Raw genomic sequence first — 22366 nt, forward strand, 5'->3', positions numbered from 1 at the left:
GAACTAACTATCTTTTTCCCCTCCTCCAATTTATTCAGGAAAATAGTCGGATAATACGAACATTTTATCAAATTTTCTAACTTTTGTCATATTTTCATTTATTATTTTCCAAAAGATTCAAAAGAATAGGCTTCACTTCTGAGAGGAAGTAAAGTGATCCGGTAATGACCAGCACGCTGTTTTTTCCTGCTTCATGCAGTTCAGCCTCCAATAACTCTTTCCAGTCCGTATGAAACTGTCTCCTGCTGTTTTTACTGAGATTATATAAATCTTCAGCTGATGCTGCTCTCGGAAACTCAAATTCGGTAAAGGTGATGCGATCTGCAGCAGAATCAAGCTTAATGATCATTTTATCAAGCTTTTTATCAGCCAGCGCAGCGAATACAATACTTTTGCTTTTCTCTCCAAAACGGTTGTTCAGCTCAGCAGTTAAGGCAGCTATCCCTTCTTCATTATGCGCTCCATCTATTACCACCAGCGGGTCTTCAGATAGAATTTCAAATCGGCCGGGCCAGAAAGCTTTTTTCAATCCGGCTCTTATATGATTTACCTCTATAAGGAAAGAATAATATTTATTTAATAGCTCTGCTGCCATTACAGCCAGGGAAGCATTTTCAGTCTGGTGTTTTCCGCTCATTCCTGTCTCAAGATCAGGGAAGTTCTGAAAGACTGTCTTCAGGGAGAAGAATTCTCCCAGGTCCAGGGATTTATGATCAGAAATGGCAAACTCATTCCCCAGCTGATAAACAGGGGACTTCATGCTTAAAGCTTTATCTTGAATAACAGCGAGCGATTCTTCTTGTTTAACAGCTGTAATAACACTGATTCCAGGTTTAATTATTCCCGCTTTTTCAAAAGCGATTTCCCCGTATGTATTCCCAAGTATGGCCGTATGGTCGAGCCCGATGCTTGTAATGATTGATAATAATGGATAGATGATGTTAGTGGAGTCAAACCTGCCGCCAAGTCCCACTTCTAACAAAACGAGATCCACCGGCTGTACATGGCCAAAATATTGGAAAGCCATGGCGGTAATGATTTCAAATTCGGTTGGACCGCCAAGTTCCGTCTGTTCCAATTCAATCGCCAGCGGATATATATCATTAGCAACCCGAACGAGATCTTCATCTTTAATTGGAATTCCATTAAGAGAAATCCGTTCATTAAATTTCTCAAAATATGGCGATGTAAACGTTCCGACAGAATAACCCGCCTCTTGAAGAATGGATCTTAAAAACGTAACTGTTGAGCCTTTACCATTCGTTCCGCCAATATGAACAGACTTAATTCTTCTCTCGGGATGCCCGAGTTTTTCCATCATCCATTCCATCCTTTGCAGACCCGGCTTCATCCCCAGTCTTAGCCTTGCATGAATCCATTCCAGTGCTTCCTCATAAGTAGAAAACATATATATGCACCTCCGTTATACAGGAAGGAAGACGAATCCTTCCTATGGACCCGCCTTCCGCAACTATTAATTATTCTCCTTTTAGCTCTTTAATGCGAGCTTCTACAGCTGCTCTCTTCTCGCTGTAGTCTTGTTCTTTTGCTTTCTCTTCCTCAATTACCTTTTCAGGCGCCTTTTTAATAAAGCCTTCGTTTGAAAGTTTCTTCTGGACTCTTTCAACTTCTTTATTTAATTTATCCCACTCTTTCTGAAGGCGTGCAACTTCTTCTTCAATGTTAATCAGGCCTTCAAGCGGAAGAATGATTTCAGCACCAGTCACAACTGCTGTCATCGCCTTATCAGGCGTCTCAACATTCAGAGCCAGCACTAGTTCTTCAGGGTTACAGAATCGTTCAATATAGGCACGGTTATTTTCCAGCGTACCCAGAATTTCCTCATCCTTAGCTTTAACCATCATTTTAATCTTCTTGCTCATCGGCGTGTTCACTTCAGCACGGCTGTTACGGACAGAGCGGATGATTTCTACAAGCAGCTTCATTTCGTTTGCAGTCTGGTTATCTGTATACTCATCGTTTACTGCCGGCCACTGGGCAACCGTAATGGATTCACCTGAATGAGGGAGGTTCTGCCAAATTTCTTCCGTGATAAATGGCATAAATGGATGCAGCAGACGCATTGTATTGTCCAGAACATATGCCAGGATGGAGCGGGTTGTTTTCTTGGCAGCTTCATCTTCTCCATACAGCGGAAGCTTCGCCATTTCGATATACCAATCACAGAAGTCATCCCAAATGAAGTTATATAGCACTCGGCCAACCTCGCCAAACTCGTAGCGGTCAGACAATCTTGTAACCGTCTCAATTGTTTCATTCAAACGGGTTAATATCCATTTGTCAGCAACAGACTTTTCACCGCTCAAATCAATTTCTTCGTATGTTAATCCATCCATGTTCATTAATGCAAAGCGGGATGCGTTCCAGATTTTATTGGCAAAGTTCCATGTTGCCTCTACCTTTTCCATACTGAAGCGCAGATCCTGTCCCGGTGAGCTTCCTGTAGAAAGGAAATAACGGAGTGAATCAGCACCATAGTGATCGATTACATCCATTGGATCAACGCCATTTCCAAGGGACTTACTCATCTTGCGTCCTTGAGAGTCACGAACAAGACCATGAATTAATACATCCTGGAATGGACGCTCTCCTGTAAATTCGAGACCCTGGAAGATCATTCGTGATACCCAGAAGAAAATGATGTCATAGCCAGTTACCAGAGCTGCAGTCGGATAGTATCTCTTGAAATCGCTTGAGTCAATATCCGGCCAGCCCATTGTTGAAAATGGCCATAGGGCTGAACTGAACCAGGTATCCAAAACATCTTTGTCCTGCTCCCAGTTTTCAATATCTTCAGGCGCTTCGTGCCCTACGAAAACCTCACCTGTCTCTTTTTGGTACCAGGCCGGGATGCGGTGGCCCCACCAAAGCTGGCGTGATATACACCAGTCACGAATATTTTCCATCCAGCGCAGATACGTTTTTTCAAATCGCTCTGGAACAAAGTTTACTTTTTCCTCTTTATTTTGAAGAGCGATGGCTTCATCAGCCAGAGGCTGCATTTTTACAAACCATTGTGTTGAAAGGTACGGTTCAACAACTGCGCCGCTGCGCTCTGAATGGCCCACAGAATGCATATGCTCTTCAATTTTGAAAAGAACTCCTTCTTCCTGAAGATCCTTCACGATCTGCTTTCGGCATTCAAAGCGGTCCATACCTTTGTATTTACCGGCTCTGCCGTTCATTGTGCCGTCTTCATTCATTACAAGAATTCTTTCAAGATTGTGGCGGTTTCCTATTTCAAAATCATTTGGGTCATGAGCCGGCGTAATTTTTACTGCGCCTGACCCGAAATCCATTTCTACATAATCATCTGCAACAATTGGAATTTCGCGTCCTGTGATCGGCAGTTTAACCATTTTGCCGATTAAATGCTTATATCGATCATCTTCCGGGTGTACTGCTACAGCTGTATCGCCAAGCATCGTTTCAGGGCGTGTAGTGGCAATTTCGATATGTCCCGAACCATCTGTCAGAGGATATCTCATATGGTAGAAAGCACCTTGAACATCCTTATAAATAACTTCGATATCAGAAAGGGCCGTTTTCGTAGACGGATCCCAGTTGATGATGTACTCGCCGCGATAAATCAAACCTTTATTATAAAGTGAAACGAAAACCTCTCTAACAGCTTTTGATAAGCCTTCATCAAGGGTGAAGCGTTCACGGCTGTAATCAAGCCCTAATCCAAGCTTTGACCATTGCTGGCGAATATGGCTCGCATACTCATCTTTCCATTTCCAAGTTTCTTCTACGAACTTCTCACGGCCTAAATCATAGCGGCTTTTGCCTTCATTGCGAAGCTTTTCTTCAACCTTTGCCTGAGTGGCAATACCCGCATGGTCCATGCCTGGAAGCCATAAAACATCGTATCCCTGCATACGCTTCATCCGGGTGAGGATATCCTGAAGGGTCGTATCCCATGCATGGCCAAGATGAAGCTTTCCTGTTACGTTCGGAGGCGGAATCACAATTGTATAGGGCTGCTTAGTTTCGTCGTCTTTTGCTTCAAAGAACTTCCCTTCGAGCCACCAGTCATATCGTCCTTTTTCAATCCCCTGCGGATCATATTTCGTTGGCATTGATAATTCATTATTATCCATGTGTCATTCTTCCTTTCTAAAAACAATCCTAAACAAGAAAAGCGGAAGCGCCTTGCCCACCCCCGACACCTCGAGGGGGTAAGCGCTGGAGCTAGACAGTTATCGACGTTCAGAATTGAATACTTTCTTTTAAAAATAAAAAACTCCATTCGCCATAAAAGGACGAATGGAGTATGCTTCGCGGTACCACCTTTTTTTCAATCACTAAAGAAAATCAGGGAAAGACATTCTTATAGAGATTGACACTTAATCAGATAACGGATTTCCCGTCTTTTACTACTTGGCTGCAGCCTTTCGCAAAAGATGCTCTAGGGCGACCTTCCAACGGTTCTGCCTGGATAACCTTTCAGCTGCTGGTTTTCCTCTCTAAAAGGCAAATGGCCATTGTACTCTTCCCTGTCTTAGCATCGATATACAATTTTATATATAAAATATACTACCGAAAAAAGACTGTTATAGTCAATAAGGATACCCGAGTTTTTTATATATTATTCATTATTTCCATCGAAGTGATGATGATTTTTGCCAGAAAAAAATTTCTTTAGGGGAGTTTTTAAATGCCGTTATTCAGGAAAGAAACGAAAATAGGCACTTTACCGAAAAATGAATCATAGAATATACATATGAACATTCGGGAAAGGGGCATGCGACAATGAGAAGAAAATATAATCCTTACACACTGCCTCCCTGGTTAAGAACTTTCAGGAATGTATGTGCACAGTTCATAATCCCGTTCTGTGTTTTTCAAGGCATAAGAACAATTTTGCTGCCTACCACTTTTGATGTACTGCTGCTATCGCTGTTCATTCTGATTGCTATTGCTTTCCATCTTCAATTGGTTTAGGAGCCCGCATCTTTTAGCTTTGGGCTCCTTCTTGCGCTTGAGCTTCGGCAGCTGCTTTTGCTTCTTGTTTTTGCCTCTCGATCTCATCGATTCTCATTACAGCATATTCAATATTTTTCAAAAGCCAATACTGCCTTTGCAAATGCTGGACAGCCTTTCTTTCTCCCCTTTTTCCTTCCCCTTTATAATATTGTTCAGCAGCCCTGATAATAGGACCCGGATGAGCAAAGTAGCTTTGAAACAGCAACATCTCATCGTCTCTGAATGGAAAGTATTTCATATAAGTGTAAATCCACTCTACACATTCTTCCGATCTTTTTGGATAGGTTTTCAGTGTTCTTGATAAGAACGGCAATATATCATGGAGCGGCGACCCCTGTCTTGCATTTTCAAAATTCGTGAAGTACCCATATCCCCTATCATCGTATAGAAAATGTTCGGTTGAAACTTTACCATGAATGATTACCGTTCGTGCTTTGTCGCTTTCTTTTGTTTTTTCATACCAATCTTTCAATTTGTTTGTGGAGAATTTCAATGCCTGGCTGACGTCGTGATAATATAGGGAAAACATTAGCTCAAAAGGAGACATATACTCTTTTCTTTCGCAGGCTTCTATGAATCCCTCCAAAAACTCCTTTTCTTTCTCCCATTCCTGCAAGGTTTTTTCATAATGTTCGGTTCGGTCATCCTTTTTTATAGAAACTTCCCGCGAGGACAATGTGTGCAGTCTTGCTAGTTCCCTCAGCATCTGCTGATGCCTCTCAAATCTGTCCTCCTTTTCTTCATTGGACATCCAGGGCATTAAATAAAATAATTCATTCTGATGGAGCACTGCATATCTTCCATCCACCGTCGGGTAAATAGGGACAATTCTGTTATAGCCTTTTTGAAAGAGAGTTTGTACATGCCTTATAAAATCCGCTCCATGCTGAGGCTTTATTTTCTTCAAAGCAAACACACCTTTGCTGCTGTAAACCTTCTGAACTCTCCCAAACTCCTCTACAAAATGCGGCTCTAATGAATAATGAATTAAAATAGGGGAGACTTTCCGCAGCCGATTTTTTTCTTCCACCTTAACCACTCACTTTCCAGAATGAGAAAAAATGATGTTTTTCTGAAATATATTGGCTAAACGAAAATAGCTGAGCGGGTTATCAATACCTGCTCAGCCTTTTAACCATTTAATGGGCTACCGCAACAGGAATGTACAGCACTTGCCCTTCATAAATATCCTGATTGATTTCAAGGTGATTCACCCTTAATAGCTGCTGGGCTGGTATATCATACCTTTCAGCAATGGCATCAATTGTGTCGCCGTTCTGCACAATGCAAACCTTGAGTTTAACATGTTCCTCTGCCTCTTCCTTACGGGCAAAGAACTCTGTTAACGACATGCTTTTCTTCTTGGAGAGTTTCTTCTTCTTAGCTTCCTGTTCTGAAGAGGATGAGGATTCCTCTGTTTCCTCATGAGTTTCCTGTACAGCCGCCTGAACTGGTTTCTTTTCAAAAGAAGGACTATCTGATTCAGATGCTTCCGTCATTTGATAGATTTCCTGTGCGGTTGGCGGTGCTTCCTCCTCATTGCGCTGAGAAGAAAAAGATATTTCCGGTGCAGTTTTCGGCGTCTGTTCTTCTTCGGGCTGATCTTGTTTTACTTCGAGCGCTGCCGGCACTGACGGTTTAATGACTTCCTGCTCTTCCACTTCAGGCTGCTTTCTTGCTTCCGCCTCAAATGGAATATAAACCTCATCTGTTTCTGACTGCTCTTCCTGCGGCTCCTCTTCCCGTATATCTTCCTCGGCGCCAGCGTATACCTGTTCCTCTCTTTCTTCCTCTTCCTCTTCCTCTTGCTCCTGTTCTTCTTGCTGATAAGAAGGCCATTCCTGCTGAATTATTTCTTCTTCCTCTGTCTCCTCTGCCACTGCAGAAGATCTGTACAGAGGCTCTAATTCTTCCGTTTCAGCTTCAGATTCTTCCTCCCATTCTTGAACAGGAACATGCTGCTGATCACCATACAATCCGGTTATGGTTAAATTAGCTGTCAATTTCATACAGCTTCGTTCCGGCAGAACATAATCGAAGGACTCTACCGCAACGTCAATATCGTAGATGCTTTGGATTCTATTATTCGGAATAGTGATATCGACAGGAAAATAGTGTTTGAATTCACAAACTCCTTCTCCTCTTTCTTCAACTGTCTGAACGAATTTGGTGACTGCCAAATCCTCTTGTTCTTCCTCAGATGCTTCTTCATCGCTGCGTCTATACTCACCTGCCAGTTCGAGTGCGCCCTGGATTGTTACATATTGATCGCTTTCCTGAATTGTTATATTGGGGTCTAACGAGATGGAAATCAGGTCTGATACTTCCTGTCCTTTTTGAAACCATACTGATTCTTCTAAAGAAAATCGTAAGCACGATGGATTCCCCTGAGACAAAGCGACTCCTCCCTTCAAATCTTTACGTTTAATCACTATGTCATTAACAATCCTATGAGGGATTAAGATACTTTATGAATAGAAAAATAGCGCTCTGAGGGAATCTTAGATTAATTTAGAAAAAGTTCCTTTGATAAGACTTTTCTAGCGGCTGTTTGCTATGGGTGTTGATTTCTGCTGCAGGCACTCAGCGAACCTTACAAGGGCATAAAAAAACACCCATCAATCGATGAGTGTCAAGCCGTGCTTATTTTAATTTGGAAAATGCCTTTTCAGCTGCATGGATAGTCTTTTCGATATCTTCATCAGTGTGTGCAGTTGAGAGGAAGAGTCCTTCGAATTGAGATGGCGGCAGGAAGACACCCTGGTTTGCCATTTCCCTGTAGTATTCTGCAAAGAACTCCAGATTGGATGTTTTGGCTTTTTCATAGTTAATAACGTCTTCATTTGTAAAGAAGATGCCGATCATGGAACCTGCACGGTTAATGGTGTGCGGGATATCATATTTTTCAGCAGCTGCTTTAAGCCCTTCTTCCAGTCTGTCTGCTTTTCTTTCGAATTCTTTGTAGGAATGTGGAGTCAGCTGGCTTAATGTCTCGAAACCGGCTGTCATGGCAAGAGGGTTTCCCGATAGTGTTCCTGCCTGGTAAATTGGACCGCTTGGTGCAATCTGCTTCATAATTTCCGCTTTCCCGCCATATGCACCGACTGGAAGGCCACCGCCTATAACTTTTCCGAGACATGTAATATCCGGTGTCACCCCAAAATAGCCCTGCGCACAATTATAGCCGACGCGGAAACCAGTCATTACTTCATCAAAAATAAGCAGGGAGCCGTTTTGTTCTGTAATTTCTCTTAAGCCTTCAAGGAAGCCTGGCTGAGGAGGAACGACTCCCATATTTCCAGCTACCGGTTCCACAATCACACCTGCGATATCGTCTCCGAATTGCTCAAAGGCATATCTTACGCTTTCAAGGTCATTGTAAGGAACAGTAATTGTATTTTTGGCAACTCCTTCTGGAACCCCTGGACTGTCAGGCAGCCCCAGAGTTGCTACACCAGAACCAGCTTTAATTAAAAGGGAATCACCGTGGCCATGATAGCAGCCTTCAAATTTCATGATTTTATTTCTGCCGGTATATCCTCGAGCAAGCCTCAAGGCACTCATGGTAGCTTCTGTTCCGGAAGAAACCATCCGTACCACTTCAATGGAAGGCACGCGTTCAATGACCAGTTTGGCAAGCTCGTTTTCGATTTCGGTAGGAGCTCCAAAGCTTGTCCCCATTTCAGCTACTTTCTTAATAGCCTCGACCACACGTTCATTAGTATGGCCCAGGATTAATGGGCCCCAGGACAATACATAATCGATGTATTCATTGCCATCGATATCGTAGATTTTAGAGCCTCTTCCGCGTTCCATAAAAATGGGATCCATATTAACTGATTTAAAGGCACGTACAGGAGAGTTTACTCCTCCAGGCATCAATTCGCTTGCCTCTTTAAAAGCCTTGATAGATTTTTCATAAGAGCGCATGTCATCCCTCTTTTCGTTTAATAAGAAGTTTTCATTTACTAAGACATCAAGTATTATTAGTCCTGTTCCTTAATCCACCTTGCCGCATCTTTTGCATGGTAAGTAATAATTAAATCACTACCTGCACGCTTCATGCCTGTGAGCATTTCCATGACTATCTTCTGTTCATCGATCCAGCCGTTTTGTGCAGCCGCTTTAACCATTGAATATTCACCGCTCACATTATAAATCACAATCGGCAGATTGATGTTGTTTTTAACATCCCGAACAATGTCCAGATAAGGCATTCCCGGTTTAACAATCAGGAAGTCTGCCCCTTCCATTAAATCAGATTCTGCTTCGCGCATTGCTTCCATACGGTTGGAAGGATCCATCTGATATGCCTTTCGGTCGCCAAATTGCGGTGTGCTGTCAGCAGCATCACGGAATGGACCGTAAAATGCAGATGCGTATTTAACTGCATAAGACATAACCGGGATATCTTCAAATCCGGCTTCATCAAGACCTGCTCGGATGGCTGCTGTAAATCCATCCATCATATTTGATGGGGCAATTATGTCTGCTCCTGCTTTAGCCTGGCTGACAGCTGTCTGCACAAGCAGTTCAAGGGATGCATCATTAAGCACTTCTCCATTTTCAATCAATCCGCAATGGCCATGATCGGTATACTCACAGAGGCAAGTATCAGCAATTACGATGATTTCCGGATATTTAGCTTTAATAAATCTTGTAGCTTCCTGTACGATTCCATGATCATGATAAGCCTGCTGCCCGCATGCATCTTTCTCTTTAGGTATTCCAAATAAGAGTACCGATTTTATTCCGAGTGAAACGACCTCATTCATTTCCTCTTCCAGGTGATCCAGCGATAAATTGAATATTCCCGGCATTGAAGGGATTTCTCTTTTAATGCCGTCTCCTTCTGCCACGAAAATCGGATAAATTAAATCCTCAGTACGCAAGAAGTTCTCACGGATAAGCGCTCTCATATTCGGACTTTTGCGAAGGCGTCTATGTCTATTAAATTGAAGATCCATTAATTTTCCCTCCTAATTTCTGCCAAGTAGCTAATAATGCTCTTTAGCATGCTATGTACTGTATATTCTTCAGGAACTGCATGAACCTGCAGGCCATATGCCTTTGCGCGTTCTTTAGTCACAGGCCCGATGCAGCCCACCACACTGTCTTTAACAGCATTCTGATATCCAAGCTCCTTTAAAGCCCCTATAAAATGATCCACTGTGGAAGGACTGGTAAAAGCAAGGACATCTAACCCTTTTCCTGAAAGCTGTTTTCTTAACAGACCGATGCTTTCACGTGGAAAAGTTGTCTCATAAACAATGATTTCATCAACGTCAGCACCATTTTCAGAAAGGGAGGCAGCGATATAGTCACGCGCCAGATTCCCTTTGGGGATTAATACTTTCATCCCTTTTTCTACAAATGGCAAAAAATCACCAACAAACCCTTCGGCAACATATTCCCTGGGCATAAACTGCACCTTTAATCCCTTATCCATAAGGAATTTCTTAGTCTTCTCTCCGATAACCGCTATGTTAGGGAAAGGCCCGCAAAGACTCAAATTTTCAAAAAAAGCGTCCACAGCTGTTTTGCTTGTGAAAATCACCCAATCATACGTATGAATCCGCTTATGGGCTTGAATTAAAGCTTCCTTATCCTGCAAAGGCTCAAAAGCAATCAAGGGGATCTCAACTGGTATCCCCCCAAAGCTTTGAATGAGGGCCGAAAAGGAGTGGGCCTGTTTTTTCCCTCTTGGCACTAAAACAGTCATGCCTTCTAAAGGGGAAGTCTGTTTCATTGCCCGTCAAGCTCCTCTTTCACCCTGTCAATCAGCTCTTTAGCCCCCTGTTCAGTTAGCTTGACAGCCATTTTAACACCAAGCTCTTCCGGATCTGAACCTGTCAGGGTCTCCTTATAAATCACTTTTCCATCAGGGGAACCTACAAGTCCGGTTAACTCCATTTCACCCGTTTCATTGATTGTGGCAAACCCTGCAATTGGAACCTGGCAGCCGCCTTCCATTTTATGAAGGAACGCACGCTCTGCCCGTACAGTCTGGTTCGTCTCAGAGCATGTGAATTTATCCAGCAATGCCCGAAGCTCCTTATCACTTTCACGGCACTCAATGGATAGTGCCCCCTGGCCAACAGCCGGCACGCATACTTCCGGCTCCAGGAATTCTGTAACAACATCAGTCGCCCAGCCCATTCTGGAGAGTCCTGCTGCTGCAAGAATAATCGCATCATATTCTTCCGTTTCCAGTTTAGATAATCTGGTATCAATGTTCCCTCTGATCCACTTAATCTCAAGATCCGGACGCTGCGCCAGCAATTGTGCCCCTCTGCGCAGGCTGCTTGTTCCTACAATAGATCCTTCCTTTAAATCATTCAGTTTTATATGCCCTTTTGAGATAAGAGCATCCCGATGGTCTTCCCTTTCAGGAATGCTGCCAATTGTCAGTCCTGCCGGAAGAACAGCGGGCATATCCTTCATGCTATGTACAGCCATATCTATTTCTTCGTCAAGCATGGCCTGCTCTATTTCCTTTACGAACAACCCTTTTCCTCCGACCTTTGAAAGGGTAACATCAAGGATTTTATCACCCTTAGTGACAATTTCCTTCACCTCAAACTCAAAAGATGGATCAATGCTTTTCAATTGGCTGATTACCCAATTTGTCTGAGTTAGTGCCAGCTTGCTTCGTCTTGAACCTACGATAATTTTTCTCATGACAGCCTCCTGCAAATATGTCTATCTATGGCTCCTGCTGAACAGTCGCCTCCGCTTTTCTTTGTTAATGTCCAGCTGCGGCTCCTAGCCCCTCGAGGTCATAAGCTGTTCCGCTCTGCGGCAATCTGCGCCGCGGCCGCAGCCCATCTTATGCTTGTCGGGGCTGAACAGTCGCCTCCGCTTTTCTATGAATACCAAAAATGGAAAGATGAAAGTTTGCCAAACAAAAAGAAGTTAATTAATACAATTAAAAATGATGCCAAGTTCCAGAGGGCTAAAGATTTTCCATATAGGCCCTTTCCAACTTTCATATAGAGATAAATACTATATAAAGCAAGGACAATGAATGAACCGATCACCTTGGAGTCATACCAGACCATATAGGGCAACTTAATGTATGCCCACTGAATGCCTAAAATTAAACTTATCATCAGCATAGGTACACCGATTACATTTAATACATAGGACATATGTTCAAGCTTTGACAAGTCCGTTATCCGCAGCAATCTCGTTCCCCATTTTTTCCTTTTCAGCAAATCATATTGAATCAGATAAAGCAGGGAAAAAACGAAGGAAAGCGAGAAGGCCCCATATGAAAGGATTGCAACTGTTATATGAATCAGCAGTAATTCAGAGATGAGTTGCTGTGCTTTGACAGCCGAATCAATCTGCACAGGTGCGAATGTATGGATCGCCATTATGATAAAGCCGAGAACATTTGTAAAAAAGACGATAAAATCGACTCTGAGCAGCCTGTTAATTCCCAAAGAAAGAGTGATAAGCACCCAGGCATAAAAGTATAGGCCCTCAAAAATGGTCAATACAGGGAACCTTCCAGTATTAATCATATAAAGTATCAGGAACACCGTTTGAAGCACCCATACAAATGCAAGTAACCAGAAGGCAATCCTATTCGCCTTCCGGTTATGATGAAGAAAATCAATAAAATATAATAAGACACATAGGGCATACAGAACCACCGTTAATTCGTGCAGCCGTGTCATATAGATGTCAGACATGGACAGGACCCCTTTTACGATTGAAAGGAAGTCTGCGGTGATTGAGCGAATGCGTGCTTTGGTTTGGCTGCTGCGTGCACGTTCTGCTGATCTGAAACAAGTTCTTCTATATTAAAGATTTTTACAAATAAATCTAATGCCTGTTCGGAATCTTTCTGTCCAGCCATTTCTTTAGCTTGTAAAATAGGATCTTTTAATAGCTGATTGATGATGCTCTTTGTATGCTTGTTCAGCACTTTTTTATCACGATCACTCAAATGCGGCAGCTTTCTTTCAATGCTTGTCATGGTTTCACTCTGTATAGCCAGTGCTTTCTCACGCAAGGCGGAAATTACCGGAACAACACCCAGCAGGTTCAGCCATTGCTTGAATTCAACAATGTCCCCTTCAATCATCAGCTGAATCTTCTCGGCTGCCTTTTTACGCTCCTGAAGGTTTGCTTCAACAATGCCTTCAAGATCATCAATATCATATAGGAAAACGCTGTCCAGGTCAGCCAGTTTCGGATCCAGGTCTCTTGGGACAGCAATATCCACCATAAATAGAGGCTTGCCTTTGCGCATTTTTTCTGCGTAAGCCATCATATCCTTCGTGACAACAAACTCTTTGGCCCCAGTAGAACTGATTAAAATATCAGCTTCAACAAGGGCACATTGAAGCTCATGCAATGTCTTTGCCTGGCCCGCATAGCGGCTTGCGAGATCCTGCGCTTTTTCGAATGTACGGTTAATAACTGTTACTTTACTGGCTCCGTTGGCATGAAGGTTTTGGATTGCCAGCTCACCCATTTTACCCGCTCCTAAAATAAGAACATGTTTCTTTTCGAGAGAGCCAAAAATCTTCTTTGCCAGTTCCACTGCTGCATAGCTGACAGAAACTGCATTTGCCCCTATTTCCGTTTCAGAGTGCGCCCGCTTAGCAAGCGTTACTGCCTGCTTAAACAAGTGGTTGAAAACTGTTCCGGTTGTATTTTCTGATTGAGCCTCCAGAAAACTTGTCCTTACCTGTCCTAAAATCTGTGTCTCGCCAAGGATCATGGAGTTAAGGCCGCATGCTACCTTGAATAGATGCTCAATGGCTCCATCCTCTTCATAAATAAATAGGAATGGAGAAAATTCGCTCTGATCCATATTGAAATGTTCTGCCAAAAATTCCTTTATATAATAGCGGCCAGTATGAAGCTGGTCCACAACTGCATAAATTTCGGTCCGATTGCATGTAGACAGAATGACATTCTCTAAAATGCTTTTTTTGTCATTTAATGTCTTCATTGCCTCGCCCAATTGTGAAGGATTAAAGGTTAGACGTTCACGGATTTCAACAGGGGCAGTTTTATAGTTTAGACCGACGACCAAGATATGCATTGAAATTGACACCCCCAGAATTATTGCCTAGTTCATTAATATTAATTATATCATTTCTATTATTTCAATTAATGCTTAAATGTGAACAGATATTGAACACATATGGTACTATATTTTAAAAAGGAGCCCAGTCTTGGGTTATCCTAAATAGACAAATACTCCCTTATGTACAGTAACAAAAAAACTTGCCGGATTCAAGTGAACCTTATTGGAAGTGGTGTTATTCATGAAAAATCAGCGTATTTTCCCAGGAATTATTTTACTCGGATTTGGAGCCTACTTTTTCCTGCAGCAGAGCGGATTTACTGCTTTACAGCCTTTTTATTCCTGGCCGACTCTTCTCATTATCGTCGGAGCAGCCTTTTTAATTCAGGGATATGTCGCAAGAGATTATGATTCCATATTGCCAGGTGTCATTTTAACCGGATTTGGCCTGCACTTTCATGTGGTGAAACGACTGGAAATTTGGCCCGATCATATCGGAACTTTCATTCTGATAATCGCACTCGGCTTCCTCCTTCGGCATCAGAAAACAGGAGCAGGATTGTTCCAGGGCATCTTATTTTTAATTCTTGCCGCATTGCTTCTTTTTTATGACAGGGTTGCAGAGTGGATGGGACTTCTGGAAAATGGTGTTTCTGATGTTTGGCAATTATGGCCGATTCTTTTAATGCTAATTGGATTATATTTTTTATTAGTCAAAAAAAAATAAAGACAGGGATATTAAACTTTTCCCTGTCTTTTTATATTCAAACTGGTTAGAGTACTGAATCGAGAAAATTTTTGGTTCTTTGTTCTTTTGGATTGTTAAACAAATCTTCCGGATGTCCCACTTCTACAATTCTTCCATCATGCATATAGACAGCCCAGTCTGCCACTTCTCTTGCAAAGCCCATTTCATGAGTGACGACGACCATTGTCATCCCTTCAAGGGCCAGCTCTTTCATTGTGGAAAGCACTTCCCCCACAAGCTCCGGATCAAGTGCCGATGTCGGCTCATCAAAAAGCATGATATCGGGCTTCATTGCCAGCGCCCTTGCAATGGCTACACGCTGTTTTTGCCCGCCCGAAAGTTTTGATGGATATACGTTCACCTTGTCAGAAAGACCTACTTTTTTTAATAGTTCCTGGGCATCTTTTTTCACTTGATCCTTAGAAAGCTTTTTCACATGTAAAGGTGCTTCCATCACATTTTCAAGAACAGTCATATGAGGAAATAAATGAAAATGCTGAAAAACCATTCCTACTTTTTCTCTCACTTTATTTAAATCATGTGTTTCTTTTTCAACCTTTTCACCCTCAAAAATGATATTGCCGCTGTCCTTTAATTCAAGAAAGTTTAAGCAGCGGAGAAGTGTGCTTTTTCCGGACCCGCTTGCACCGATCAGGCAAACAACATCACTTTCTTTCACTGTTATGTCAATGTCCTTTAGTACGTGCAGATCCCCGAATGATTTGTTCAATTTTTCTACCTTAATCATATACGATTCACTCATGCCTTCATTCCCCCTTAATCACTGCTTGCCATTCTTTTCTCAATCATATTTACAAGGATGGAGAAAATAAGTACAAGTACTAAATAGTAAACAGCTACGATCAGCAAATAGCTCATGTAGTCATATTCATTGGAACCGTATGTCGTGGCCACGTTAAAGAGCTCGTACATGCCGATAAAGGAAGCAAGTGATGAATCCTTCAAAGCAATGATAAATTGATTGCCTAGAGGCGGCATAGCCCGGCGGAAAGCCTGAGGCAGAATTATCCTTCTCATTGCTAGGCCTGCAGTCATACCCAGCGATCGCCCTGCTTCCATTTGTCCTTTGTCGATGGATTGAATGGAGCCCCTGAAAATTTCGGCTATATAGGCACCATTGTGAAAAGCAAGTCCAAGGACAACCGACCAAAACTGTGAAATATCCAATGCTGTCAATCCGAAATAGAAGATAAAAATCTGGACAACAAGCGGCGTTCCCCTTACAAGGAAAATATAGATGTCCGCAATCCATTCCAGAACTTTAATTCTTGAAATCTTTAAAAAGGCAAAAAACAATCCTATAAAAATAGCAATAAAAACGGCTACAATGGTTAATTGAAAGGTTAAGAGCATCCCCTTTAAAAATACGGGATATGTATCAATAAACTTTGTAAGCAATTCCACAAAAATCCCCCTTCAGATGGCTATTTCAGTTTGTGTGTAAAAAAACAAAACAGGCGAATGTTTGACACACATCCGCCCGCAATGTTATTCCTTCTCAGGATCAACTGTTATATCTTCACCGATATATTTTTTGCTGATTTCTGTGAGTGTTCCATTCTCGCGAAGTGTTTCAAGAGCTTCATTCACTTTTTCGAGCAGCTCTTTATTATCCTTTGCAACAGCAATTGCCTGCTCACTGCGTCCCAGCAGCTCTTTGCCTTCGATTTTCATTCCGGCGCCAATCGCTTCTTTACCTGTTACAAAGTCAGTGATGACAGCATCATGTTTTCCCTTGCTCAAGGCCTCCAGGGCGACAACATCACTATCGTAGAACTGGATGTTATCTGTAACCTCCTCTGCATTTGAAGTGTATGTAGAACCCTTCGATACTGCTATTTCCAAGCCTTCGAGGTCGGCAAGCGTTTCAACGCTGCTGTCTGGACGCACATAAATTTGCGGGCCAGAATAGTAATATGGCGTCGAAAAATTGACTGCCTTCAAACGTTCTTCCGTAATGGTGTGGCTGGCTACCGCTGCATCAAAACGGCCGGACTTCACACCTTCGACAATACCGCCAAACTTAAATTTATTCTGAACCGGCTCAAGCCCGAGTTCTTTTGCTACAGCCTCGGCCACATCAATATCAAAGCCGCTCATGCTTCCATCATCATTTGTATAACTAAAAGGTTTGAACTCTCCCGAAGCCGCGTACGTAAATTTGTCTTCGTCTACCAGATCCATTCCGCTTTTAGACGCTTCCTCTGATCCGCATGCCGCCAGGACCAATACAAAAGCAGCTGCCATAATTCCTTTTAACCAATGTCTCACTAGTCTAAATTCCCCCTTCAGTATCTCTCTTTTATAAATGCCCTTTAACTCTATCATGATTTTAAAATATTCTCAAAATTCATATTTTATGATTATTAATGATATTAAAGAATTTAAGCTGTTCTCATTAACTGACCGTCTTTGAACTCCAACATGACTCCATATCCTCCAGTATTCTGCAGATTCCTCTCCCTTCGACAAACACATTATCCATTTTATTCCTTTTTTACTCCCCTGCGGAATATCGCAATGAAAGCATTTCTAGGATGAAAGACCTGAATGCAGAAATCAAAAAAATCCCGCTGCACAATGCAGCGGGATTTTTTAATTACATAAAGCTTTTCAATGCAGACCAGGCCTTGTCTTTTCCATAACCCGTTTCGGAGGAAAACATAATGATCTGATCATTCGGATCGATATCCAATGTTTCTTCCGCGATTTTCATATGTTTTTGCCACTTGGACTTAGGTATTTTATCCGCCTTTGTAGCAATCACTATACAGGGAATTTCATAATGCTTTAAAAAGTTGTACATCATGACATCGTCACTTGTAGGGGGGTGGCGCAAATCAACTATCAGCACAACTGCTTTTAACTGCTCTCTGCTTGTTAAGTATGTTTCTATCATCTTTCCCCAAGCTTCACGTTCCTTCTTGGATACCTTAGCATATCCATAGCCTGGAACATCAACAAAGTGAAGAATTTCGTTAATAAGGTAAAAATTCAGGGTTTGTGTCTTCCCCGGTTTAGAGGATATTCTGGCAAGTCCCCTTCGATTAAGCATTTTATTAATGAATGAAGATTTGCCGACGTTGGAACGGCCGGCAAGGGCGAATTCCGGCAAATCACTTTCAGGGTATTGATCAGGCTTAACAGCACTGATGACGATTTCTGAGCTGGTTACCTTCATGCTTGAGCACCGCCATTCAGGGCATGTTTTAAGACTTCGTCCACATGTGATACCAAAACAAAATCAAGCTCTTCCCTGATGCTTTCAGGGATATCTTCAATGTCCTTTTCATTATCCTTAGGGAGGATGATCTTAGTCAGCCCTGCACGATGGGCGCTCAAAGATTTTTCTTTCAAACCGCCAATAGGAAGCACTCGACCTCTTAAGGTGATTTCCCCTGTCATTCCCACTTCTTTACGGATTGGTTTTCCAGACAGAGCAGAAACCAGTGCGGTTGTAATGGTAATTCCTGCAGATGGACCATCTTTTGGAACAGCACCTTCTGGTACATGGATATGAATGTCGTGTTTTTCATGGAAATTCTCATCAATGCCCAGTTCTTTAGCTTTTGAACGAACATAACTGAATGCCGCTTGAGCAGACTCTTTCATGACATCCCCAAGTTTGCCTGTAAGAACAAGCTTCCCTTTTCCAGGAGAAAGGGATACTTCTATCTGAAGGGTGTCGCCGCCAACGGTTGTATAGGCCAGCCCTGTAGCAACGCCAACCTGGTCTTCAAGCTCAGCCTGACCGTAGCGGTATTTAGGCTTTCCAAGAAACTCTTCAGTATTTTTACCATTCACAATCACTTTCTTCTTTTCGCCGGATACGATAATTTTAGCCGTTTTCCTGCAGATAGTAGCCAGCTGACGCTCCAAGCCCCGGACTCCTGCCTCACGAGTATAATAGCGGACTACCTTCTGCAGGCCATCTTCACGAATCTGAAGCTGTGATTTGGAAAGTCCATGTTCTTTAATTTGCTTAGGCAGCAGGTGGTCTTTAGCTATATGAATCTTCTCCTGCTCTGTATAGCCTGCAATCGTGATAACTTCCATTCTGTCCAGCAGCGGACCAGGGATCGTACCGAGATTGTTGGCTGTGGCTATAAACATGACCTTTGAGAGATCGTATGTTTCTTCAATGTAATGATCACTAAAATTATGGTTCTGCTCAGGGTCTAAAACCTCCAGCATCGCAGATGAAGGATCCCCTCGGAAATCAGAAGACATTTTGTCGATTTCATCAAGCAGGAACACAGGGTTAATCGTCCCTGCCTTTTTCATGCCCTGAATGATGCGGCCAGGCATGGCACCTACATAAGTTCTTCTATGTCCGCGAATTTCAGACTCATCCCGGACTCCGCCGAGGGATACACGGACGAAATTGCGGTTAAGCGAGGTCGCGATAGAACGTGCAAGGCTTGTTTTACCGACACCTGGGGGACCTGCAAGACAAAGAATCGGCCCCTTAAGGGAATTCGTCAGCTTTTGCACAGCGAGGTATTCCAGAACCCGTTCCTTAACTTTTTCCAGGCCATGATGGTCTTCATTCAGAATCCTTTCCGCCTTCAGGATATCCAGGTCATCATCTGTTGCCTTTGACCATGGCAATGTGACAAGCCATTCGATATAGTTGCGGATAACTGCACTTTCAGCTGAACTGGATGGAACTTTTTCATAGCGATCCAGTTCTTTTAAAGCTGTCAGCTGGACATGCTCAGGCATGCCGGCATTTTCAATCTTTTCCGTCAGCTCAGCAATTTCTCCTGTCTTGCCTTCCTTATCCCCCAGCTCTTTTTGGATTGCCTTCATCTGTTCACGCAAATAATATTCCTTCTGCGTTCGCTCCATTGATTTTTTTACACGCTGGCCAATCTTTTTTTCAAGGTTTAGAACTTCTTTTTCATTATGGATGATTTCAATAACCTGGTTCATGCGCTCTTTTACATCAATGGTTTCAAGAATTTCCTGTTTTTCTTTAAGCTTTAAAGGTAAATGGGAAGAAATGATATCTGCCATGCGCCCCGGCTCTTCTATATCTGCTACAGAGGAGTACGTTTCGGCTGAAATCTTCTTCGATACCTTTATGTATTGCTCAAAATATTCAAGCATGGTCCTCATCAATGCCTGATCTTCTACGTCCTTTGTCTCAGGATCTTCAAAAACCTTCACACTAACGGAATAATGTTCGGCTTCTTCCTGAAAATCAATGATTTCCGCTCTCTTAAGCCCTTCAACAAGAACACGGATTGTACCGTTTGGAAGCTTGAGCATCTGCTTTACACGTGTTAGCGTGCCCATTCCATATAGATCATCTTCTGATGGTTCATCTATAGATATATCCTTTTGTGTTGTTAAGAAAATTAAATGGTCATCTACCATTGCTTTTTCAAGGGCCTGAACCGATTTCTCACGGCCTACATCCAAATGCAGAACCATGGTCGGATAAACAAGCAAGCCCCGAAGCGGCAGGAGGGGGACGATGATTTCTTTCTTTTTCGCCATTCCATTGCACCTCCAAAATGCATCTTTTTAACCCCATTATTGCTAATAATTTCTTTGTACAATTCTATCGTATTTAAATAGCAGTGTCTATTAAAGAGAAATTGCTGAAAGCCTGTATTAAAAAGATATTCATTTATAATTACACTTTATCCTTCTTTACGCAAATAAAACTTCGGTTTGTAGCCTAAACTGCAAACCGAAGTTTCTGACCGCGATTAGCGGGAGGCGTTTGTTCAGCGGGTTTTCAATAACTGACAAACCCTGAATGGGTTACTGGGCCACACATCATATGCTCTCTTTTTTCTTTAATTCGATTGAAGCAGTTATGGCCTGCTCTTTGAGATACTCTTTTTGCAGCGCTGCATCAAATACTTCATTCAAATGGGTTACAGGAATAATCTTAATGCCTGTTATTTCCTTTAAGATGGATTGCATATTTTCTTTTGGGATAATTACTGTCTGTGCTCCTGCTTTTTTTGCAGCTTTCACCTTTGGATATATGCCTCCAATTGGCTTGACGTACCCATGAATGCTGATTTCCCCGGTCATAGCTACAGTATTGTCCACTGGCCGTTTATAAATAGCAGAATAGATCCCTGTCGCCATGGCAATTCCCGCAGAAGGGCCGTCAATTGGAACTCCGCCAGGGAAGTTGACATGAATATCATATTCGTCAGCCGGTACGCCCATTGACCTCAAAACAGTAATTACATTTTCAATTGAACCCCTGGCCATACTCTTTCTCCGGATTGATTTTCCTTGGCCGCCAATGCTTTCTTCTTCTACTATGCCTGTAATATTAATACTGCCTTTTTCTTTTGCAGGAATCACAGTAACTTCAATATCAAGCAAAGCACCTGTGTTCGGTCCATATACGGCCAGCCCATTTACAAGACCAACAGCAGAATGCGAATTGATTTTCCTTTCCATTCTGGGTGAAAGCTGACTCGATTGCACAACCCATTCAATATCTTCATCTTTTATGTAATCACGGTCTTCAGTAATCGCTAACCCTGCAGAAATTTGAATCATATTAACCGCTTCTCGTCCATTTCTTGCATAATTGGCGAGAATGCCAAGCGCATTTTCACTAATAGAGAGATTGACCTTTTCCGAAGCCTTTTTTGCTACAGCTGAAATCTCTTCTTCAGCTAACTCTCTGAAAAATACCTCCATGCATCTGGAACGAATGGCAGGCGGTATTTCATTCGGAGTCCTGGTAGTTGCTCCGATCAGGCGGAAGTCGGCCGGCAGGCCATTTTTAAAGATATCATGAATATGGGTTGGTATTTGAGTATTTTCTTCATTATAATAAGCACTTTCCAGAAATACTTTCCGGTCTTCAAGCACTTTCAGAAGCTTGTTCATCTGTATGGGGTGAAGCTCACCGATTTCGTCAATAAAAAGCACGCCTCCATGTGCATTTGTAACAGCACCCTGTTTAGGCTGCGGAATTCCCGCCTGCCCCATTGCCCCAGCACCCTGATAGATAGGATCATGAACAGAACCTATCAGTGGATCTGCAATGCCCCTCTCATCGAATCTCGCCGTAGTAGCATCCAGTTCTATAAAAACAGAAGCAGCCTCAAAGGGTGACTTTGCATTTTTCTTGGCTTCTTCCAGTACCAATCTGGCCGCAGCCGTTTTTCCTACGCCGGGTGGACCATAAATAATAACATGCTGAGGATTTGGTCCGCACAATGCTGCTTTCAGAGATTTAATTCCGTCCTCCTGCCCCACAATGTCTGCAAAACTGGCTGGACGAACTTTTTCTGATAAAGGTTCAGTTAACGAAATGGAACGCATCTTTTTCAATACATCCATTTCCTTCCTTGATTCACGGTCGATAGAAACTTTTTGTGTCCGCTGGCTCCTAAGCAAATTCCAAAAGTAAAGCCCAATGACAATTCCAAAAAACAATTGGATAAATAAAGCGATCCCCGTCCAACTCATTGTGTTCCCTCCTGCATTATTTGTTCTCGTTGATAATGCTAGTATCTCCCTGACTGAGTTGGAATAAACAAGGAATTCAT

At 42.5% G+C, this 22366-nt stretch carries 18 protein-coding genes and 1 other annotated feature; of the genes, 2 read left to right on the forward strand and 16 right to left on the reverse strand.

All coding sequences use genetic code 11. The features are described 5' to 3' along the window. Nucleotides 1–94: 94 nt before the first annotated feature. Together IRB79_RS22665 and IRB79_RS22670 are read right to left on the reverse strand one after the other, a co-directional pair. Entirely contained in the window at nt 95–1408 is a 1314-nt protein-coding gene (locus tag IRB79_RS22665) for a bifunctional folylpolyglutamate synthase/dihydrofolate synthase (protein ID WP_243505069.1), read from the reverse strand. Nucleotides 1409–1478: 70 nt separating this feature from the next. Then, the gene (locus IRB79_RS22670) at nt 1479–4124 is read right to left on the reverse strand and encodes a valine--tRNA ligase (protein ID WP_243505075.1); all 2646 of its coding nucleotides are present in this window, start codon (nt 4122–4124) and stop codon (nt 1479–1481) included. 155 nt (nt 4125–4279) lie between these two features. Then, nucleotides 4280–4536: a binding site (T-box leader), on the reverse strand. A 240-nt stretch (nt 4537–4776) separates the two neighbouring features. Here IRB79_RS22670 and IRB79_RS22675 point away from each other — a divergent pair. After that, on the forward strand, nt 4777–4968 hold the full coding sequence (locus IRB79_RS22675; protein ID WP_019380294.1) for a hypothetical protein: 192 nt from the start codon (nt 4777–4779) through the stop codon (nt 4966–4968). A 13-nt stretch (nt 4969–4981) separates the two neighbouring features. Here IRB79_RS22675 and ysxE read toward each other — a convergent pair whose 3' ends face one another. The 8 genes from ysxE to hemA all read right to left on the reverse strand — a co-directional run bounded on the left by ysxE (nt 4982) and on the right by hemA (nt 14074). Next, a complete protein-coding gene (gene ysxE / locus IRB79_RS22680; RefSeq protein ID WP_243505083.1) occupies nt 4982–6040 on the reverse strand; it encodes a spore coat protein YsxE in 1059 nt (352 codons plus the stop codon). A 109-nt stretch (nt 6041–6149) separates the two neighbouring features. Continuing rightward, on the reverse strand, nt 6150–7406 hold the full coding sequence (gene spoVID, locus IRB79_RS22685; RefSeq protein ID WP_243505087.1) for a stage VI sporulation protein D: 1257 nt from the start codon (nt 7404–7406) through the stop codon (nt 6150–6152). A 247-nt stretch (nt 7407–7653) separates the two neighbouring features. Beyond that, on the reverse strand, nt 7654–8940 hold the full coding sequence (gene hemL / locus IRB79_RS22690; RefSeq protein WP_243505089.1) for a glutamate-1-semialdehyde 2,1-aminomutase: 1287 nt from the start codon (nt 8938–8940) through the stop codon (nt 7654–7656). Between the two features lie 56 nt (nt 8941–8996). Beyond that, nucleotides 8997–9977, reverse strand: coding sequence for a porphobilinogen synthase (gene hemB / locus IRB79_RS22695; protein ID WP_243505091.1), 981 nt, complete (start codon nt 9975–9977; stop codon nt 8997–8999). Next, nucleotides 9977–10759 carry a uroporphyrinogen-III synthase gene (locus tag IRB79_RS22700; protein ID WP_243505092.1) on the reverse strand — a complete coding sequence of 261 codons (783 nt, stop codon included), beginning with the start codon at nt 10757–10759 and terminating at the stop codon, nt 9977–9979. The genes hemB and IRB79_RS22700 overlap by 1 nt, the downstream gene beginning before the upstream one ends. Continuing rightward, nucleotides 10756–11691, reverse strand: coding sequence for a hydroxymethylbilane synthase (gene hemC, locus IRB79_RS22705; RefSeq protein ID WP_243505094.1), 936 nt, complete (start codon nt 11689–11691; stop codon nt 10756–10758). The genes IRB79_RS22700 and hemC overlap by 4 nt, the downstream gene beginning before the upstream one ends. 185 nt (nt 11692–11876) lie before the next feature. Further along, nucleotides 11877–12710: a cytochrome c biogenesis protein gene (locus tag IRB79_RS22710; protein ID WP_206838986.1), complete on the reverse strand. Its 834-nt coding sequence runs from the start codon at nt 12708–12710 to the stop codon at nt 11877–11879. A 14-nt stretch (nt 12711–12724) separates the two neighbouring features. Further along, a complete protein-coding gene (gene hemA / locus IRB79_RS22715) occupies nt 12725–14074 on the reverse strand; it encodes a glutamyl-tRNA reductase (RefSeq protein ID WP_243505096.1) in 1350 nt (449 codons plus the stop codon). 226 nt (nt 14075–14300) lie between these two features. Between hemA and IRB79_RS22720 the strand changes: the two genes are divergently transcribed. Continuing rightward, nucleotides 14301–14786, forward strand: a complete 486-nt coding sequence (locus IRB79_RS22720) for a LiaI-LiaF-like domain-containing protein (protein ID WP_243505099.1) — start codon at nt 14301–14303, stop codon at nt 14784–14786. 46 nt (nt 14787–14832) lie between these two features. Here the strand turns inward: IRB79_RS22720 and IRB79_RS22725 are convergent, their stop codons facing one another. From IRB79_RS22725 to lonB, 6 genes are all read right to left on the reverse strand, one after another. Next, nucleotides 14833–15570, reverse strand: a complete 738-nt coding sequence (locus tag IRB79_RS22725) for an amino acid ABC transporter ATP-binding protein (RefSeq protein ID WP_279401036.1) — start codon at nt 15568–15570, stop codon at nt 14833–14835. Between the two features lie 14 nt (nt 15571–15584). Beyond that, nucleotides 15585–16232 carry an amino acid ABC transporter permease gene (locus IRB79_RS22730; RefSeq protein ID WP_243505101.1) on the reverse strand — a complete coding sequence of 216 codons (648 nt, stop codon included), beginning with the start codon at nt 16230–16232 and terminating at the stop codon, nt 15585–15587. 84 nt (nt 16233–16316) lie between these two features. After that, nucleotides 16317–17099: a transporter substrate-binding domain-containing protein gene (locus tag IRB79_RS22735; protein ID WP_243505102.1), complete on the reverse strand. Its 783-nt coding sequence runs from the start codon at nt 17097–17099 to the stop codon at nt 16317–16319. Nucleotides 17100–17427: 328 nt separating this feature from the next. Further along, the gene (gene yihA, locus IRB79_RS22740; RefSeq protein ID WP_243505106.1) at nt 17428–18009 is read right to left on the reverse strand and encodes a ribosome biogenesis GTP-binding protein YihA/YsxC; all 582 of its coding nucleotides are present in this window, start codon (nt 18007–18009) and stop codon (nt 17428–17430) included. Continuing rightward, a complete protein-coding gene (gene lon, locus IRB79_RS22745; RefSeq protein WP_243505117.1) occupies nt 18006–20333 on the reverse strand; it encodes an endopeptidase La in 2328 nt (775 codons plus the stop codon). Before lon ends, yihA begins: the two co-directional genes overlap by 4 nt. Nucleotides 20334–20618: 285 nt before the next feature. After that, nucleotides 20619–22286, reverse strand: coding sequence for an ATP-dependent protease LonB (gene lonB, locus IRB79_RS22750; RefSeq protein ID WP_243505118.1), 1668 nt, complete (start codon nt 22284–22286; stop codon nt 20619–20621). Between the last annotated feature and the right edge of the window lie 80 nt (nt 22287–22366).

Source organism: Cytobacillus oceanisediminis, from assembly GCF_022811925.1.
GTDB lineage: Bacteria > Bacillota > Bacilli > Bacillales > Cytobacillaceae > Cytobacillus > Cytobacillus oceanisediminis_D.